At 62.0% G+C, this 17,597-nt stretch carries 16 protein-coding genes; 10 read left to right on the forward strand and 6 right to left on the reverse strand.

Features of this window, described 5'->3' with window-relative positions; genetic code table 11:
- Positions 1–10 precede the first annotated feature (10 nt).
- The gene (locus tag DBR00_RS09115) at positions 11–727 is read left to right on the forward strand and encodes a DNA-3-methyladenine glycosylase (RefSeq protein ID WP_108489356.1); all 717 of its coding nucleotides are present in this window, start codon (positions 11–13) and stop codon (positions 725–727) included.
- Positions 724–2,040, forward strand: coding sequence for a bifunctional DedA family/phosphatase PAP2 family protein (locus DBR00_RS09120; RefSeq protein ID WP_108489355.1), 1,317 nt, complete (start codon positions 724–726; stop codon positions 2,038–2,040). Before DBR00_RS09115 ends, DBR00_RS09120 begins: the two co-directional genes overlap by 4 nt.
- Here the strand turns inward: DBR00_RS09120 and DBR00_RS09125 are convergent.
- Genes DBR00_RS09125 through DBR00_RS09135 form a run of 3 tightly spaced genes read right to left on the reverse strand, consistent with a single transcriptional unit; the run spans position 2,034 to position 3,704 of the window.
- Positions 2,034–2,621, reverse strand: coding sequence for an LON peptidase substrate-binding domain-containing protein (locus DBR00_RS09125; RefSeq protein WP_108489354.1), 588 nt, complete (start codon positions 2,619–2,621; stop codon positions 2,034–2,036). The two genes, DBR00_RS09120 and DBR00_RS09125, sit on opposite strands and share 7 nt — an antisense overlap.
- Positions 2,622–2,631: 10 nt before the next feature.
- Positions 2,632–3,342 carry an LrgB family protein gene (locus DBR00_RS09130; RefSeq protein ID WP_108489401.1) on the reverse strand — a complete coding sequence of 237 codons (711 nt, stop codon included), beginning with the start codon at positions 3,340–3,342 and terminating at the stop codon, positions 2,632–2,634.
- A gap of 2 nt (positions 3,343–3,344) precedes the next feature.
- Entirely contained in the window at positions 3,345–3,704 is a 360-nt protein-coding gene (locus DBR00_RS09135; protein ID WP_108489353.1) for a CidA/LrgA family protein, read from the reverse strand.
- A 217-nt stretch (positions 3,705–3,921) separates the two neighbouring features.
- Here DBR00_RS09135 and DBR00_RS09140 point away from each other — a divergent pair, with 217 nt between their 5' ends.
- The 6 genes from DBR00_RS09140 to DBR00_RS09165 all read left to right on the forward strand — a co-directional run bounded on the left by DBR00_RS09140 (position 3,922) and on the right by DBR00_RS09165 (position 10,575).
- Positions 3,922–4,377 (forward strand): MaoC family dehydratase, encoded by a 456-nt coding sequence (locus DBR00_RS09140; protein WP_108489352.1) that lies wholly within the window; start codon positions 3,922–3,924, stop codon positions 4,375–4,377.
- Positions 4,378–4,511: 134 nt separating this feature from the next.
- Positions 4,512–6,239, forward strand: a complete 1,728-nt coding sequence (locus DBR00_RS09145) for a C13 family peptidase (protein ID WP_371920629.1) — start codon at positions 4,512–4,514, stop codon at positions 6,237–6,239.
- Between the two features lie 61 nt (positions 6,240–6,300).
- Positions 6,301–6,942: an oxidoreductase gene (locus tag DBR00_RS09150; RefSeq protein ID WP_108489399.1), complete on the forward strand. Its 642-nt coding sequence runs from the start codon at positions 6,301–6,303 to the stop codon at positions 6,940–6,942.
- 32 nt (positions 6,943–6,974) lie between these two features.
- Positions 6,975–7,313 (forward strand): DUF5629 family protein, encoded by a 339-nt coding sequence (locus tag DBR00_RS09155; RefSeq protein ID WP_108489351.1) that lies wholly within the window; start codon positions 6,975–6,977, stop codon positions 7,311–7,313.
- Between the two features lie 18 nt (positions 7,314–7,331).
- Positions 7,332–7,943, forward strand: coding sequence for a class I SAM-dependent methyltransferase (locus DBR00_RS09160; protein ID WP_108489350.1), 612 nt, complete (start codon positions 7,332–7,334; stop codon positions 7,941–7,943).
- 76 nt (positions 7,944–8,019) lie between these two features.
- The gene (locus tag DBR00_RS09165) at positions 8,020–10,575 is read left to right on the forward strand and encodes an EAL domain-containing protein (RefSeq protein WP_108489349.1); all 2,556 of its coding nucleotides are present in this window, start codon (positions 8,020–8,022) and stop codon (positions 10,573–10,575) included.
- A 55-nt stretch (positions 10,576–10,630) separates the two neighbouring features.
- Here the strand turns inward: DBR00_RS09165 and DBR00_RS09170 are convergent, their stop codons facing one another.
- The 3 genes from DBR00_RS09170 to DBR00_RS09180 form a co-directional block, all read right to left on the reverse strand.
- Positions 10,631–12,430: an NAD(P)/FAD-dependent oxidoreductase gene (locus DBR00_RS09170; protein WP_108489348.1), complete on the reverse strand. Its 1,800-nt coding sequence runs from the start codon at positions 12,428–12,430 to the stop codon at positions 10,631–10,633.
- A 68-nt stretch (positions 12,431–12,498) separates the two neighbouring features.
- A complete protein-coding gene (locus tag DBR00_RS09175; RefSeq protein ID WP_108489347.1) occupies positions 12,499–13,593 on the reverse strand; it encodes an extracellular solute-binding protein in 1,095 nt (364 codons plus the stop codon).
- A gap of 109 nt (positions 13,594–13,702) precedes the next feature.
- Positions 13,703–14,590 carry a LysR substrate-binding domain-containing protein gene (locus DBR00_RS09180; protein ID WP_108538042.1) on the reverse strand — a complete coding sequence of 296 codons (888 nt, stop codon included), beginning with the start codon at positions 14,588–14,590 and terminating at the stop codon, positions 13,703–13,705.
- Between the two features lie 117 nt (positions 14,591–14,707).
- Between DBR00_RS09180 and DBR00_RS09185 the strand changes: the two genes are divergently transcribed.
- Both DBR00_RS09185 and DBR00_RS09190 read left to right on the forward strand, forming a co-directional pair.
- Complete coding sequence (locus DBR00_RS09185; RefSeq protein WP_158271557.1) at positions 14,708–16,054, forward strand: FAD-binding oxidoreductase; 1,347 nt, start codon at positions 14,708–14,710, stop codon at positions 16,052–16,054.
- Between the two features lie 23 nt (positions 16,055–16,077).
- The gene (locus tag DBR00_RS09190; RefSeq protein WP_108489443.1) at positions 16,078–17,586 is read left to right on the forward strand and encodes an aldehyde dehydrogenase; all 1,509 of its coding nucleotides are present in this window, start codon (positions 16,078–16,080) and stop codon (positions 17,584–17,586) included.
- The last annotated feature ends 11 nt before the right edge of the window (positions 17,587–17,597 follow it).

Below are 17,597 nucleotides of genomic sequence, written 5' to 3' on the forward strand. Positions count from 1 at the left end.
ACAACACTGTATGCCTGCCGATCCCAACCTTAGTTTGCCCTGGCCCCAGGGACGCGCTCTGCCGGCCGATTTCTTCGACCGTGACGCATGCCGACTGGCCCGCGACCTGCTGGGCAAGGTTATTCGCCATCGGCATGGCGAACACTGGCTGAGCGCACGCATCATCGAAACCGAAGCCTATTACCTGAGCGAGAAAGGCAGCCATGCCTCGCTTGGCTGTACCCACAAACGCCGCGCGCTGTTTATGGATGGCGGACACATCTATATGTATTACGCCCGCGGCGGCGACTCGCTGAACTTCAGCGCCCAGGGCCCGGGCAATGCAGTGCTGATCAAATCAGCCTATCCCTGGCAGGATGTGCGCAGCGGCGCCGACGCTCTGACGCAGATGCTGCGTAATAACCCGGACGCACAAGGCCGCCCCCGTGCCCCAGGCAGTCTGTGCAATGGCCAAACCCTGCTGTGCAAGGCCCTGGGCCTGAAAGTACCGGACTGGGATGCACGGCCCTTCGATGAGCAGCACCTGTTTGTCGAAGACCTCGGTGAACGCCCGCAGCAGATCGTGCAATGCACCCGCCTGGGCATCCCCCACGGGCGTGACGAGCAACTGCCGTACCGTTTTGCCGACGCTGCCTTTGCCCGCTACTGCACCCGCAACCCATTGCGCCGCGGCCAGTTGGCCGGCCGCGACTTCCATTTAATTAACCCTGAGGATGATCACCGATGAGTCAGTGGCTCGACAGCTTGACCCTGTGGCTGAGCGCCAACCCTGAATGGCTAGGCCTGGCGATCTTCTTGATTGCCTGCGTCGAGTGCCTGGCAATCGCCGGCATCATTGTGCCAGGCACCATTATCATGTTTGCCGTGGCGGTTCTGGCCGGTAACGGTGCCTTGTCGCTGTGGGAAACACTGCTGCTGGCCTACCTGGGCGGCCTGTTCGGCGATGCCTTGTCTTATGGCATCGGCCGCTACTTTCATCAGGACATTCGCCGCCTGCCGCTGCTGCGCAGCCACCCGCAGTGGCTGAGCGCGGCAGAGAGCTACTTCCAACGCTATGGCGTCGCCAGCCTGCTGGTCGGCCGTTATATCGGCCCTCTGCGGCCAATGCTGCCGATGGTCGCCGGCATGCTGAACATGCCGCTCCCGCGTTTTATCGCCGTCAGCCTGCTGGCCGCTGCCGGCTGGGCCATTGCCTATATGCTGCCGGGCTGGGCCACCGGTGCCGCCTTGCGCCTGCCGCTGCCGGAGGGATTCTGGCCGCAGGCCGGCGCCGTAGCGGCAGGCGTGGCCATCGTGGTCGGCCTGAGTATTCAAGGCAGCATGCGCGGGCAACGCCACGCCAGCCTGCTGGCGGCCGGCGCCTGCCTGGTGCTGCTGGTCAGCATGATGCTCAGCTGGCCGCTGCTCAGCCACTTTGATCAGGGCCTGCTGGCCCTGGTGCAGGAACAGCGCAGCAGCGAGCTGGACCGGCTGATGGTGCTGATCACCCGCCTCGGCGACATGCACACCCAGGTGGCCGCCGCCGCTCTGCTGTGCCTGATTCTGCTGGTTACCCGGCAGTGGCGCAGCCTGTGCCTGGCCGTCGGCGCCACACTCGGTACGGCCCTGGCCAATGGTGCACTGAAAGCCCTGTTCGCCCGCAGCCGACCCGATGTGCTGCTGGAGCCACTGGGCAGCTTCAGTTTCCCTAGCGGACACAGTTCGGCGGCGTTTGCGTTCTTCCTGCTACTCGGCATGCTCGCCGGTCGCGGTCAACCGCCGCGCATGCGCCTGACGTGGCTGCTGCTGGCCAGCTTGCCGGCAGCCGCAATTGCCGTTTCCCGGATATACCTGGGTGTGCACTGGCCCAGCGACATCATCGCCGGCGCCATGCTGGCGGGCTGTTTCTGCGCCCTGAGCCTGGCATTGGTGCAATGGCGTACGTCGCTGCCAGCCCTACCGGCGAAAATCTGGTGGTTGTTGCTGCCGACGATTATCGCCCTGCTCGGCGGCATCACCACCTGGCAGCTGTCAGCGGGGCTGCTGCTGTACCGCTACTGAGAACCGCCCTGCAGCAACTCCAGCAACTGCTGCAACCGCTCCAGGCGCTGCTCGGCACCGGGCATGTCGAGCAGTTGCAGCTTTTGCTGATTGTCCAGTGGCAACAGGTAAGCCAACTGATTGGCCAGCGCCTCCTGGCCTGCCGGTTCACTCGGCATACCCAACGCAGCGACCATCGGATGGGCACTCAGTGCGCCCAGCAGCGCAGCAAGGTCAGCATGTTCGGCGCGCAAGGGCTGCTCGACGCCATCTTCCAGCCACTCAACCTCGCCCAGGGTCAACTGATCAGGCAACACCTGCGCGCGCTGCACCCGAAAGCGCCGCCCACCTTCCACACGAATGCCCAACAAGCCATTGGGCCGCTGTTCAAAATCACGAATCAGTGCCTCACAGCCTATCGCCGCAAACAGCCCGGCGGCTTTGCCAACCTCTGCACCGTCAATCAGGCTGACCACTCCAAAACCCTGGCCCTGCTTCATGCTGCGACTGATCATATCCAGGTAGCGCGCCTCGAATATCTGTAAATCGAGCATGCAGCCAGGAAACAGCACGGTATTGAGCGGAAACAATGGCAGGGTCACGGTCAATTCCTCAGAGCCAGAGCAGGATGGCCAATGGCAACAGCACGGCGGTAAATACCCCCATCAGGCTCATCGCCAGGGCAGAGAACGCGCCGCACTCCTCGCCCTCCTGCAGCGCCCGCGCGGTGCCGACCGCGTGCGCGGTCAGGCCCAAGGCCATGCCCAGTGCGGCGGGATGATGCACACCAAACCGTTTGAGCAGCGCCGGGCCGCAGATGGCGCCGATGATCCCGGTGATCATCACAAACACCGCCGCCAGCGCGGCAATCCCGCCAATCTGATTGGCCACCAGCATGGCAATCGGTGAGGTCACCGATTTGGGCGCCATGCTCATCAGCATGATCTGCTCGGCACCGAAGGCCCAGGCCAGGGAGATGCCCAATACCGTGGCCACCACGCCGGCCACCAGCAAGGTGATCAGGGTGGGCCAGAATAATTGACGGATGCGCCGCAGGTTGAGGAACAGCGGCACCGCCAGCGCCACCGTGGTCGGCCCGAGGAACAGCGTCAGCGCCGTCGCACTGTCCTTGTATTCGGCGAAGGTCAGGCCGCAGGCCAAGAGGATGCCAATCACCGTGAGCATCGACAGCAGCACGGGTTGCAGGAACACCCAACGGGTTTTCTCATAAGCGGCAATCGCCAGTTGATAAGCCCCCAGAGTAATGCCCACACCAAATAAGGGATGATGGATCAGCGCTTGCCAGGCGGCGTGCCATTCCAGAGTCATACATCCTCCCGGCGCTGCTGACGGTCGATCAGCTTTTGCATCAACCAGCCAGCGAAGACGATCGAGATCAACAGCGACAGCAACAGCGCACCGGCAATCGCCCAGAAGTCGGCAAAAATATCCTCGGCATAGGCCATGACGCCCACCGCTGGCGGCACCAGCAGCAGCGGCAGGTATTTCAGCAGGCTGGTGGAGGCCAGATGCAACGACTCACCCACCTCGCCGCGCAGCAGCAGAAAGCTGAACAGCAGCAACATGCCGATGATCGGCCCCGGCAGGATTGGAATCAGCAGGACATTCAACGCGGTGCCGAGCAACTGGCACAGCACCAGCCAGGAAAGACCGCGTAACAGCATGATGGATAATCTCCGAATCGTATGATCCCAGGCACAGTGCTGCGCATTATAAGCAGAAGCACCCGCAAACAGCCGGCTTACAGCGGTTGCTGCGAATTGACCAGCAGCCTCGACGCGCATGCACCCGACACTTGACCCTGCGGCAAACCCATGTTGATCTTAGGGCAGAAGGATTTACGCCCGAAAAAAAACAACACTGCGTCTTCAAGGAGAACCCATGACATCAGTACCCGCCACCGAATTGCCCAGCTACATTGGTAAGGAACTCGGCCGTTCCGAATGGCTGACCATCGATCAAGAGCGCATCAACCAGTTCGCCGAGTGCACCGGCGATCACCAGTTCATCCACGTCGACCCGGAAAAAGCCAAGCTCACCCCGTTTGGCACCACCATCGCCCATGGTTTCCTCTCGCTGTCGCTGGTGCCCAAGTTGATGGAAGGCATCATGATCATGCCCAAAGGGCTGAAAATGGCCGTCAACTATGGCCTGGACAGCGTGCGTTTTATCCAGCCGGTCAAGGTCAACTCAAAAGTCCGCCTGGTGGTCACGTTGACCGACGCCACCGAGAAGAACCCCGGACAATGGCTACTCAAGGCCAAGGTTGTACTGGAAATCGAAGGTTCGGAAAAACCGGCCTATATCGCTGAACCACTGACGCTCTGCTTCGTCTAAGCGCAGCCAGCCGCCAGAGGCGTACAGGCACAAGCCTGTGCGCCTTTTTTATGGCATTTTCAGCGCGCTCGATCACGGCATGCCAGGCGGTTTAAGGCATACTCGGCAACGTCCTTCCGGTGTGGATTTTCTGCATGCATCCTCTGACCCGTCTGGCTCCACTGAGCCTCGCCCTGTTGTTGGTCGCCTGCGGCGATGGCGAACCCTTGTTACCAGCAAATGCCGTGCTGCCGGATGGCGGGCGCTACCGTGGCGAAGTGGTCAATGGCTTGCTGCAAGGCCAGGGACGCCTGGATTACAGTGACGGCAGCTACTATGCAGGGCTGTTCAAAGATGGACAGTTCAATGGCCCCGGCGAATGGCACAGCAAACACGGTGAAACCTATACCGGCGAGTTCCAGAACGGCGACTTCCACGGTCAAGGCAGCCTGAGTTACAGCGACGGCAGCCGCTACGAAGGCGGCTTTGCCAGCGGCACCCCCAGCGGTGAAGGCCACCTGCAGAGCCAGGATCTGGAATACCGGGGCGAGTTCAGCAAGGGCCATTACCAAGGCCTGGGCAAGCTGCAATGGAGCAACGGCAGCAGCTTTCAGGGTCAGTTCCGCAAGGGCGAACCGCACGGCCAAGGCGTGATGATCGACGCTGAAGGCAACGAGTTCGTCGGCACTTTCAATAACAGCCAGCTCAACGGCCAGGGCAGTTTCAAGAGTGCCGACGGCGACCTCTACAGCGGCCAGTTCCGCGACAACCAATTCCACGGCAAGGGCCGCTATCAAAGTGCCGACGGCGAAGTCTGGAGCGGACGCTTCGAGGACGGCAGCCTGACCGGCAAAGGCGAGTTCAAGGGCAGCGACGGCAGCCATTACCGTGGCCAGTTCAGCGACTGGCGCTACCACGGCGAAGGTCGACTGAACCTCGCCGATGGCAGCCTCTATGAAGGCCACTTTGCCTACGGCCAATACCACGGTAACGGCAGCCTGACCCTGGCCGATGGCAGCCAGCAACGTGGTACCTGGCAGCGTGGCCGACTGACTCGCGATGCCGATGGCCAAGCCATCCCCGACAGCCTGGCCGTCGGCTTGCTGGAGCAAGGACGGTTGCTCGATGCCGCCATTGCCAACCTGCCAGCCTCGACCCCAGCCATCGAACTCTACGCCCTGACCCTGGCCGGCGACGGCAAGCAGAGCGTGTTCATGCGCGAGGCCGACTATGTCGGTAACCTGCTGCAGGAACGCTTCGCCGCCCATGGCCTGATCACCCTCGTCAACCACCGTGACCACCTGGCGGATCGCCCGCTGGCCACCAGTGCCAGCCTGGGTCGCAGCGTTCAGGCCCTGGCCGAACGCAGCGGCAAGGAAGACCTGATCTTTATCTACCTGACCAGCCACGGCTCAGCCCAGCATGAGCTGAACCTTGACCAGCCGCGCCTGCAGCTCAACGACCTGCCCGCCAGCGAACTGGCCACCCTGCTCGAACCGCTGAAAGATCGGCACAAGGTGCTGGTGATCTCTGCCTGCTACTCCGGCGGTTTTATCCCCAAATTGCAGGATGACAAGACCCTGGTGATCACCGCTGCACGGGCCGACCGCGTGTCCTTCGGTTGCTCGGAGGAAAACGACTTCACCTACTTCGGCCGCGCGCTGTTTGCCGAAGCGCTGCAGCAAACCGACGACCTGCAGCGCGCCTTCAAGCTGGCCCAGGCCAGCGTTGCCGAACGCGAAAAGGCCGACGGTTTCGAAGCCTCCGAACCGCAGATCTGGCCAGCCAAGGCGGTGCTCGCCCAGTGGCGCAAGCTGCGCGAACAGCAGGCTGAGCGCGCCCTGAACAATGCACTTGAGGCGCAATCAGCGGTCAACCCCTAACAAGCATGCGCGCCACCTACGGCCTGATAAGCTGATGGATATCAGCGGAGAACTTCAAACCATGTATTTGACGCCCCAGCACATCCTTCTTGCAGGTGCCACCGGACTGACCGGCGAGCACCTGCTGGACCGCCTGCTGAACGAGCCCACGGTCGCTCGCGTGCTGGCACCCAGCCGCCGCCCGCTAGCAGCACACGCCCACCTGGAAAACCCACAAGGCGAACTGCTGGCCCTGCTGCCGCAACTGAGCGGCAAGGTCGATACCGCCTTCTGCTGCCTGGGTAGCACAATTAAACAGGCCGGCTCGCAGGACGCCTTCCGCGCGGTCGATCATGACCTGGTGCTCGCCTTCGCCGAACGCGCCCGCGCCCTCGGTGCACGGCACCTGCTGGTGATCAGTGCCCTCGGCGCGGATGCCAACTCCACCGTGTTCTACAACAAGGTCAAAGGCCAAATGGAGCAGGCCCTGCGCGCGCAGGACTGGCCGCAGCTGACCATCGTCCGCCCTTCGTTACTGCTTGGCACACGCCAGGAATTCCGCCTTGGCGAGCGCCTGGCGGCACCTTTTATGCGCTGGCTGCCGGGCAAGTACCGCAGCATCGAAGCCACCGTTCTGGCTCGCGCCCTGTGGCGTCTTGCCCTGGAAGAAGACGCCGGCACCCGGATCATCGAATCAGACCAACTGCGCCGCCTCGGCCGCTAACTGTCGTTAAACCCCAGAAGAAGCCATTATCCATGAGCACCACCCCGCACGATCTGATCAGCGCCCTTAGCGGTGCTGACATGCTGGAAATCGACGGCCTGCATGCCTGGCAATTCCACCTGGACGCCGAACAACTGGCCCAGCACCAGGCCGGCACCACGCCCACTGACGATGCGCCGCTGCTGAGCATTGAATGCATGGACGGCCGCGCCCTGCGCAAATGGCACTTCAGCCTACCCCAGGTAATCGCCGCACGTTTTGATGGTGAGGCCGACGCCTGGCGCATCAGCGGCACGGCCGGCGTGCACCTGATCAAGTGTTTTGCTGCGGTCAGCGGCGACAACAGTGATCGGCCAGACGACGCCGAATAACCCTGCCGAGGGCAACCTGTGGGCCTGTATGACCGCTACCTGCTGCCACACCTGATCGACTTCGCTTGCGGCATGGGCGCGGTGATGAAAGCCCGCTCGCAACTGGTGCCCCTGGCCCATGGCCGAGTGCTGGAAATCGGCATTGGCAGCGGCCTCAACCTGGGCTTCTACGACGCCAGCAAGGTCAGCGTGATCATCGGCGTCGACCCCAGCGCTGACATGCAGAAGCTGGCCAGGCAACGGGCCGCCACGATCAGCATTCCCGTGCAGATGATTGCCCTCGAACTGGGACAGATCCAGGCTGAGGACGCCAGCTTCGACAGCATCGTCTGCACCTTTACCCTGTGCACCATTCCTGATGCCGTAGCGGCACTTAAAGAAATGCGCCGCGTGCTCAAGCCCGGTGGTCGCCTATTGTTCTGCGAGCACGGTCTGGCTCCGGAGCTGCCCGTGCTGCGCTGGCAGAACCGCCTGACGCCGCTGTGGAAGCCACTGGCCGGCGGCTGTCACCTCAACCGCGACATTCGCGCCCTGATCGAAGCCGGCGGCTTTCATATTGGCGAACTGCATAACCGCTACCTCAAAGGCCCCCGGCCGATGACCTATGTTTATCAGGGCTGGGCCGACTGAGCAGCAATGCGTACTGCATCTGTGCCGATTCTGACTATCGTTAGGTCATAAATTCCCGCACAGAAGCCGGCCCCGCATGAAGCCCCCATCAATCCGCCTTCTCGCCAGCCTGCTGTTGATTATCGACCTGGCGCTCGTGTCGGCAGTTGAGGCCCAGCCACGCTCGGTCAAAGTGGGCGTCTACGACAACGAACCCAACTATCTTCTGGAACAGGACGGCAAACTGTCTGGGATCTTTGGCGACTTGCTCAATGAGATCGCCCAACAGGAAGGCTGGCAATTACTGCCGCAGCCCTGTGATTGGCAGCAGTGCCTGGACCAGTTGAGCAGTGGCAAGATCGATCTGTTGCCGGACGTGGCGTATGACGAAAGCCGCAATAAGGTATTCGACTTTCACACGCACCCCGCGCTGCTCAGCTGGTCGCAACTCTACAGCAGCAAGAATCTCAACCTCAGGTCGATACTCGACCTGCATGAGAGGCGCATTGCCGTACTCAGAAGCTCAGTGCAGGCGCAATATCTGCGTGAGTTGCTCCACAGTTTCGGCCTGAAAGCCGACCTGATCGGGGTACAAAGCCTTACTCAAGGGTTCGAACTGGTCGCCAAGGGGCAAGCCGATACGGTGGCCGCCAACCAGCGCTTTGGCGACGTCCTTGCACCGAGTTACCAACTGCACAGCGCTCCAATCATGTTCCAGCCCACCCAACTGTTTTATGCCACGCGCAAAGGACAGAACGGCGAACTGCTCGCAGCCATTGATCAGCACCTGTCCAACTGGCAAAAATCGCCCACCTCAATCTGCTGCCAGACACTGCAACGCTGGGGAGGCGAACACAGCGCCCACCTGATCCCAGCAGCCGCATGGTGGGGGCTGGCGATTCTGCTGGCACTACTGACTGCGGCTCTGGGTGGAGCGCTGCTGCTGCGCCGCCAGGTCCGCGAGAAGACCCAGCACCTGCTGGACAGCGAACAGCGCCTGAACACCATCCTCGACAGCGTCGAAGCCTACATCTATATCAAGGATGTCCAGCTGCGCTACCAGTACGTCAATCGCAAAGTCTGCGAACTGTTTGGCCTGACCTTAAAACAGGTGATTGGTAAAACCGACGACGAGTTCTTTGACCTCGATACTGCATCCAACCTTCACGAAAACGATCGCCGCGTGCTGGAGTTGGGCGAACGGGTACACACCGAAGAAGTCAATCGCAGCCTGGACGGTGGAAACGAACATACTTTTCTCTCCATCAAATTGCCGCTGCGCGATAACCATGGCGACATCTACGCCTTGTGCGGCATCTCCACGGACATCACCGCCCACAAGAAAAATCTGGAGAAGATCAATCAACTGGCCTTCTATGACCCGCTGACCGGCCTGCCCAACCGGCGCCTGTTGCTGGATCGCTTGCAGCAGGCACTGGCCAAGCATGCCCGCGGGCTTCAGCAGGGCGCGCTGCTGTTCATCGACCTGGATAACTTCAAATACCTCAATGACACCCTGGGACACGACGTGGGTGATCAATTGTTGCAACAGGTCGCTCTACGCTTGAGCAACCATGTACGCGCTCAGGACACCCTGGCACGCCTGGGCGGTGATGAGTTCGTGCTGATGCTGGAGGGATTGAACCTGATACCGGCGCAGGCGGTCACGCAGGTGGAATATGTCAGTAACAAGATCATAACCGCCCTGGCGCAACCCTATAACCTGTCAGGCCACAACCATGTCAGTACCGCCAGCGTGGGCGTTACGCTGTTTCCCGGCGACCACAGCACGGTGGATGAGGTGCTCAAACGTGCCGACCTGGCCATGTACCAGGCCAAGAGCGCCGGGCGCAATGCCGTACGCTTCTTTGACCCGCAGATGCAGGCCGCCGTAAATGCCCGCGCCAGCCTGGAGCGCGACCTGCGACAAAGCCTGGAGGAGCAGCGGTTCATCCTGCACTACCAACCCTTCTTCAACGAGCACGGCCAATTAATCGGCGCCGAAGCGTTGGTGCGCTGGCAGCATCCCCAACGCGGCCTGGTGATGCCAGGTGACTTTATCCCCCTGGCCGAAAGCACCGGACTGATCCTGCCACTGGGCCGTTTAATCCTGCGCCAGGCGTGCGAGCAGCTGGTGGTTTGGGCCGCTGACCCGCTGTTAAGTGAGCTGTGCCTGGCCATCAACATCAGCGCCAAACAATTTCATCACCCTGAATTTGTCACCTATATCCGGGCGGCCCTCGAAAAGAGCGGTGCGGATCCGCTACGCCTGATACTGGAGCTGACAGAAAGCCAGCTGGTCGAGGATATCGAACCGCTGATCAGCAAAATGAGCCAGCTCAAAGCCCAAGGTATCCGCCTGGCATTGGATGACTTTGGTGCCGGCTACTCATCACTCAATTACCTCAAACGCCTGCCTCTCGATCAGCTGAAAATTGATCGCAGTTTTGTCCAAGACCTCCTGACCGAGCCCAGCGACGCCGCCATCGTGCGCACCATTCTGGCGCTCGGCGCCAACCTTAATTTAGCGGTCACCGCCGAAGGTGTGGAAACCCAGGCGCAATACGAAGCGCTGCTGCAAATGGGTTGCCGGCAATTCCAGGGTTACCTGTTTGCCAAGCCGGGGCCTGCCAGTGAAATTGCACGCTCGTAGTTCTATTTCAGCCAAGATTGCCCGCTTGCCAACTCCAAGCCTCCGCCAAAACGCACTAGCTCAGTTCATTGACCGCCCGCCAGGCCTGATCCACGGCCGCGTGCAGGTAAGCGTCCCAACCGGCATCGGAATTGGCGATGGCCACCGCGCCCAAGGGCTGACGCGCCCGCTGCATCACCGCCGCACCACCGTCTGGACCATCGAACAAGGCGTTGCTGTAGTAGGAATAGCCATGCGGCCAGCGGTTGACCGTGATGGCCAGCACATCGCGCTGATGATCAAAACCACCGCCACCAAGCACGCGCTGCAACTGATCACGGATTTGCGCTTCGTAGTGGGCAAAGGTGCTGGTGTAGATCTGCATGCGCGCGGCCCGCGCCTGCGTGCGCAGGTCCGGGCCAACACCTGACGCATACGGCACATGCACCAGATGCAGGCACATGGGCTGCTCAGGATCATTCGGCGCCTGATACCCACCCAGATCCACCGGGTAATCCAGCTTCATCAGGCTGAAGGGCATGCCCGGTGCGTACACCTCCTGCATGCCCAACTCGGCCCAACTCTGCCAATTACGAATCACCACATTGGCGTAGACCATGGGCAGTTTGACGTTCTGCGCCAACGCTTGCGCCTGAGGGGCCGGCAGGTCGCGCAGAATGTAAGGAATGAGCATGTTGTAGCAGGCCAGCACCGAATGCCTGGCGCGCACCCGGTAAAGCTGCCCCGCCTGGCTGTAGCCGATGTCCACGCCGCCCTCACGGTTGCGCACACTGACGGCGGTGCTCGACAGGCGCAGGCGCACGGCCTGCTCGGGGCGGTCCAAACGGCTGTAATCAAAGGCGGCCAGCACCACATCGTCCATGCCTTGCCCGGCGGCCACCGCCGGAATCAGGTCACGCACCAGCAGGCGGGCGACACCGGCATTGCCATCGGGGAAATGGTAGATATACGGCTCTTCTTCGCTGTCATCCTCCTCCAGGTCCAGGCCGGCAAAGCCCGGATAGCCGGCATAACGCGCGTAACTGGCCGGTAGAAAGTCGATGCGGTAGCCGTATTCGTCGCAGGAACGCTGCTGAAAGTAAGCGATGGCCTTGTCCGAAAGGCCGACATGGCGTTTGAGATAGGCGTGGTAACTCAAGCTGTCGAGGTAGGCCTCGCGCTCATCGAGCGGCAGCGCCTGCAGGTAATTCTGCTCACCCGCATACAGCGCCAGCAGGGCGGCGCGGTCGCTTTCCGGCAGCGGGAACTGGCCAATAAAACCGGCCCAGCCGGCGTCCGCATCCGGCTCGCCGACGACCAAACGGTCTTCGCCAAAAGTCTGCTGATCGAAAAACACCGCGCTGTCCAACTCGTCATACAGGCGATGCTGAAAAGCCTGATGAAAGCGCTCCAGCTTGATGCCCAGCGCCGCCAGCAAGCGCTGCACCTCGGCGCTGAAATTGGCCTTGGGCGAGTCCAACGATTCGCTGCCGCCATAGCCCAGCAGTAAACGACCGTCCACACGAAACTCGTTGCGTTTGGCATGGCCGCCAAAGTCGTCATGATTATCCAGCAGCAGAATGCGCGCCTGCGGGTGACGTTCACGGTAAAACCAGGCGGCCGCCAAGCCGCTGATGCCGGCACCCACCACGACCAGGTCATAGTCTTCATGCTGGGGCAGGTGATCGGTGGCGAACACCTTGCGCTCCCAGCCCAGCTGATGCGCCACCTCAAAGCTGCCCACATGGCTGCCGCGCAAGCCCGTCAACGCCGGCGGATACACGCGCGACTCAGCGCGCAGAAACCGCCACGGCACCAGACCGGCGGCAATCGTCAGCGCCGCCCCGTTGAGAAAGTCGCGTCGTTTAATGCTCATCTGCGCCTCACAAAAAAGCCCCGTACACGACGGGGCAAACTGCCTTTCATCACGCTTGGAACATCAGCTTAGTCGCTGTAGAGGCGACGCCAGTATTGGGTCATGACGCGTACCGTTTTCGGCTCAATGGTGCCGGATATGTAGAAGCTCGCGATTTCCTCATCCTCAGGCGCATAGCGGCCATCTTTTATCGCACGCCCAACGGCCTGCGCCTCGCTCACCGCACTGGGGTAGCTGTTGTATTCAGACACCTGCGTGGCCACCGTGGGCTCAAGCAGGTAGTTGATCCACTGGTAGGCGGCTTCGGTATTTTTGGCATCTGCCGGAATGCCCATCATGGTGAACCAGATCGGTGTTTGCCCCCGCGGCGTGATGTAGCGGATCTGCATGTCCAACTGGTTTTCCCGGACGATGCGATTGATCACCCCGGCATCGCCACTCCAGGCCATGGCCACGCAGATATCACCACGGGTGATCTGATCGCGGTAGGTCGAGTTGATTTGCTTGATATGCGGCCAGACCTGTTGCAGCTGAGCAAAAGCGGCCTGGTAATCCTCAACCTTGTTGCTGTTCGGATCGCGCCCCAGGTAGGCCAGCACCATGGTGAAGACGTCTTGCGGCGAATCGAGAAACGACACCCCGCACTTGGCGAGTTGGCTCACCACCTGCGGGTCGAACAACAAGGCGTGGCTGCTGAGGTCGGCGTCTTTGCCCAGAATGGCCTGCACCTTCTCCACATTGATCAAGATGCCGTTGGTGCCCCAGATAAACGGCACGCCGTGGCGATTATCGGGATCGTGCATGTTCAGTTTTTCCAGCAACTGCGGGTCAAGGTGCACGCGGTTGGGAATCTTCGACCAATCCAGCGGCAGGTAGGCCCCGGCCTTGATCTGCTTAGTCATGTACGACGATGACGGGTAGACCACGTCATAACCCGAATTGCCGGTGAGTAATTTGCCCTCCAGAGCGTCATCACTGTCGAGAGTGTCGTACGTCAGGCGGGTGTTGAACTGCTGGGTAAAGTTGCGCTGCAGCTCGCTGGGGATCAACTCGGACCAGTTGAGCACATTCAGCGTTTGCTCACCGGCCTGGGCTGACACCGCGTGCAGGCCACAGATCGCGATGAGGGCAAGGCCTTTTAAACGGCGAATTGTTGTTTTCATGGGCGCTCTCGCAAACGGTCGTTAGGCACCACGTCAGTGGCACCCCGACCATAGAGCGCGAGCCCGCACGCAACAACATGCGATTAGGGCACCTGGCTATTAATAAAACTTATACCGGAGTCGGATTGAGTTTGCTCAGCAGCCAGAGCCGGAATGCCTTGGCCTCGGGTTTAAGACCACCGGCAGGACTGAGCAGCAGATACCCCTCCAGCGGTACTTCATGGGGCAACGGCCGAATCAGGCGCCCACTGGCCAGTTCCTCGCTGACCAGCAAAGGGTTGGTCAGCGCCACACCGGCGCCGGCCAATGCCAGGTCAATCACCTGATCAGCACTGACATAGGACATCTCACTATTCAGGCGCACCTTGACGCCCTGCCGCTGCAACCACAGCCCCCACCAGTAACCATCGTCCTCGTGCAACAAGGGCATGCGCAGGAGGTCGCCGGGCGTATTCAGTGGCCCGTGTGCGGCCAGAAAATCCGGCGAACACACCGGAAAGATCGGCGGTTGCAGCAACACCTCGCGTGGGCCGCTGAACTCCTCACCCTCGCCAAAAGCGATGCCTAAATCCGCGCGCTCGCTGCTGACCTCGCGAAAGGACGGATTAGGCTCCAGCGCGATACAGATGCCGGGATGCAACGCACGAAACTCACCCAGATGATGGCGTAACCAGCGCCCGGCAAACCCCGGCACCACCAGCAGCCGCAGCCAACGCTGCTGTGCGCGGCTGGTCAGCTCATAGGTGGCATCGGCAATTTGCGTCAGGGCAGCGCTGATTTGTTCAAAGTAACGCCAGCCGTCTTCGGTCAGCAGCACACCGCGCGGCGTGCGCTGAAACAACGCCGTTTGCAGGCGATCCTCCAAGGTCTTCACATGCCGCCCGATGGCCGGCTGGGTGACGTGCAGCTCTTTGGCCGCGGCCACATAGCTGCCCAACCGGGCGGCTGCTTCAAAGGCCCGAACCGCGTTGAGTGGCGGCAATCGATTGGCGTTCATCAAACCCTCAACTTGCTATTAGTTTTTTTAACAACCTAGCACAGAAAACGCAGGTTGTTCGCCCCGCCGGGCTTACGCATGCTGGCCCCATGCAACCGCGCAGCAGCGAAGAACGCCATGAGCCAAGCCCTCTTTCATCCCAGTTTGTACGACCGCAACACCTATCATCCCAGCTACTGGGCGGCACACACCGATTTGCCGTCAGTCGGCCCACTGCCCGGGGACACCGAAGTGGAAGTGGCCATCATCGGCGGTGGCTATACCGGGCTGTCCTGCGCCCTGCACCTGCAGCGTGATCACGGCATCGCCAGCCTGGTGCTGGAAGCCGGTGCCATTGGCTGGGGGGCCAGCGGACGCAATGCCGGGTTCAATACCCTGCCGGCCTGCAAGCTGTCTGCGCTTGAGGTTTTCCAGCGCTGGCCAGAGGCCGAAGCACGGGCGTTTTTTGCCTCGCAACGGGAAGGCCAGGCACTGGTCTATGAATTGGCGGAACAAGAGGGATTTGACCTGCACGCCTGCGGTGCAGGCATCTATCAGGTGGCGCATTCGCGCGGCGCACTGGCTGACCTGGAGGAGGAAGGCCATTGGCTGCGCAAGGCGGGCATCCCCTGCGAACGGTTGAGCCGCGAAGCCTTTGCAGAGGTCGGGCACGCAGGCCCGGATCAGTTCGGCGCGCTGTACATGCACGAAGGGGGTGGGATCAACCCGCTGGCGCTGACAGCGGGACTCGCCCAAGCAGCCCGCCGCCATGGTGCCCAGTTGTACAGCCACAGCCCCATGCAACACTGGCACAAGCAGGCCGGCTGGCATGTGCTGCACACCCCGCATGGCCGCGTGCGCGCACGGCAGGTGGTACTCGCCACCAATGGTTACCGCGACAGCCAGGAACCGCCCTCACTGGAACAACGCGTACTGCCGGCCATCTCCAACATCCTCGTCAGCGCACCGCTGAGTGAGGCGCAGTGGCAGGCCATAGGCCTGAGCAGCCTCAGCCCCATGTCCGACACCCGCATGCTGGTGACCTATTACCGCCGCCTGCCGGACAACCGCTTACTGCTGGGTGCACGCAGCGACACCTGGGGCGATCCACGGCACGACGCGCGCCTGCAGCAATTGCTGCTGCATCTACTGGCGAAGAAGTTCCCCGAGGCCGGTGCCATACCGATTGACTACTTCTGGCGCGGCTTGGTGTCACTGACCCGTAAGCGGGTGCCGAGTTGGGGCCGGGTGCCGGATGACCCCAGCGTGCTGTTCAACCTGGGCTGCTTCGGCTCGGGGGTCAATAGCATGCCCTGGCTGGGGCGCACGCTGGCCCGCGCGCTGGCCGGTTACCCGTTGAGTGCGCGCGAAGCCTGTGCGGTCTACCGTGAATTACCCGACCGACTGCCGCGCAGCCCCTGGCTGCAACGCAGCGGCCTGCAACTGGCTTATCTGCACTATGGCCTGCAAGACCGCCTGGCCTGACCCATCACATTCGAGAGAGTCCCATGACCGCAACCGCCACCCTCATGCTTGAACGCTCCGCCCAGCACTTTGTCGATGGTCAGTACCTACCCGGCCACGGCGCCCGCGTGGCCATCATCGATCCGGCCACCGAGGCCGAAATCGGCTGCTATGCCGAAGCCACCGAGGCTGAAATGGATCAGGCCATCGCCTTGGCCAATCAGGCCCAAAAAGGCTGGTGGGCGCTCAGCGCATTGGAACGTGCCGACGCCTTGCACCGGGTCGCCGACCGCCTCGGTGAACTCAGCGCCCAGGTGGGCGAATGCCTGACCCGCGAGATGGGCAAACCCTACCGCGAAGCGGAATGGGAAGCCGGCGCGTCCGCCTCGGCCTTTCGCTACTACGCCGAACTGGCCCGCCAGGAACACGGCCGCGTGGCCGGCCCGGCCATCGCCGGCCAACTGCACATGACCCTCAAGGAGCCGCTGGGTACGGTGGTTTCCATCGTGCCCTACAACTTCCCGGTGCTGCTGTTCGGCTGGCAGGCCGCCGCCGCATTGGCCGCCGGCAACGCCATCATCGTCAAACCCTCGGAGCTGACCTCGCTGACCCTGCTGCTGGTCATGCAGGCCTTCGATCATCTGCCGGCCGGGCTGGTGCAATGCCTGACCGGTGGGGCCAACGTTGGCCGCCATTTGGTGGCGCACCCGCACACCCATGCCGTGGCCTTCACCGGCAGCGTGCCGGCCGGTCAGGCGGTGGCGCAGAGCGCCGCGCTGCGCTTCAAACCGGTGCTGATCGAAGCCTCCGGCAACGACCCGTTCATCGTCATGCCCTCGTCGCCGGTGGAGATCGTCGCCCGTGGCGCCGCCTTCGCCGCCTTCCTCAACTGCGGCCAGGTGTGCACCTCGGCCGAGCGTTTCTATGTGCATGAAGATGTTTACGACCGCTTCGTCAGCGCCCTGGCGACCGAGGCCCGCATGCTGCGCATCGGCAATGGCCTGGAGTGCGTGGACATCGGCCCCATGGCGTCGGCCCGTGAGCGCGCGCGGGTAGAGAACATCGTCGCCCGCGCCGTGGAACAGGGCGCGCGCATCGTCTGCGGCGGCAAGCGTCCGGCAGACCGCGAGCAGGGCTGGTTCTTCGAGCCCACCGTACTGGAAGTGAGCCACAGCATGGACATCATGCACGGCGAGTGCTTCGGCCCACTGGCACCGGTGTGCAAGGTGCGCAGCCTGGACGAGGCCATCGCCCTGGCCAACGACTCCGAATTCGGCTTGGGTGCCAATATCTACACCGAGCGCCTTGCCGAAGCCATGCGCGCGGTGAACGAGATCGAGTCCGGCATCGTCTGGGTCAACACCCCGCTCAACGACAACGATTGCGTGCCCTTCGGCGGCCGCAAGATGACCGGCCAGGGCCGTGAACTGGGCATCGAGGGGCTGGAGCAATTCCGCCGCTCGAAGATGGTGATGATCGCCCCGCAGGCCATCGACGACCCGGAATGGTTCCCCTACCCCGATGACGAGGCCTTCCCGGCCACCCAGCAATAACCGCCCTCGCA

Origin of the sequence: Pseudomonas sp. HMWF032, from assembly GCF_003060885.1 — a bacterium.
Classification (GTDB): Bacteria; Pseudomonadota; Gammaproteobacteria; order Pseudomonadales; family Pseudomonadaceae; genus Aquipseudomonas.

Bases quoted from the DNA above. Each gene is read 5' to 3' on its own strand.
- DBR00_RS09115 (WP_108489356.1), top strand. From the start codon at position 11: ATGCCTGCCGATCCCAACCTTAGTTTGCCCTGGCCCCAGGGACGCGCT.
- DBR00_RS09120 (WP_108489355.1), top strand. From the start codon at position 724: ATGAGTCAGTGGCTCGACAGCTTGACCCTGTGGCTGAGCGCCAACCCT.
- DBR00_RS09135 (WP_108489353.1), bottom strand. From the start codon at position 3,704: ATGCTGTTACGCGGTCTTTCCTGGCTGGTGCTGTGCCAGTTGCTCGGC.
- DBR00_RS09140 (WP_108489352.1), top strand. From the start codon at position 3,922: ATGACATCAGTACCCGCCACCGAATTGCCCAGCTACATTGGTAAGGAA.
- DBR00_RS09145 (WP_371920629.1), top strand. From the start codon at position 4,512: ATGCATCCTCTGACCCGTCTGGCTCCACTGAGCCTCGCCCTGTTGTTG.
- DBR00_RS09150 (WP_108489399.1), top strand. From the start codon at position 6,301: ATGTATTTGACGCCCCAGCACATCCTTCTTGCAGGTGCCACCGGACTG.
- DBR00_RS09155 (WP_108489351.1), top strand. From the start codon at position 6,975: ATGAGCACCACCCCGCACGATCTGATCAGCGCCCTTAGCGGTGCTGAC.
- DBR00_RS09165 (WP_108489349.1), top strand. From the start codon at position 8,020: ATGAAGCCCCCATCAATCCGCCTTCTCGCCAGCCTGCTGTTGATTATC.
- DBR00_RS09170 (WP_108489348.1), bottom strand. From the start codon at position 12,430: ATGAGCATTAAACGACGCGACTTTCTCAACGGGGCGGCGCTGACGATT.
- DBR00_RS09175 (WP_108489347.1), bottom strand. From the start codon at position 13,593: ATGAAAACAACAATTCGCCGTTTAAAAGGCCTTGCCCTCATCGCGATC.
- DBR00_RS09180 (WP_108538042.1), bottom strand. From the start codon at position 14,590: ATGAACGCCAATCGATTGCCGCCACTCAACGCGGTTCGGGCCTTTGAA.
- DBR00_RS09185 (WP_158271557.1), top strand. From the start codon at position 14,708: ATGAGCCAAGCCCTCTTTCATCCCAGTTTGTACGACCGCAACACCTAT.
- DBR00_RS09190 (WP_108489443.1), top strand. From the start codon at position 16,078: ATGACCGCAACCGCCACCCTCATGCTTGAACGCTCCGCCCAGCACTTT.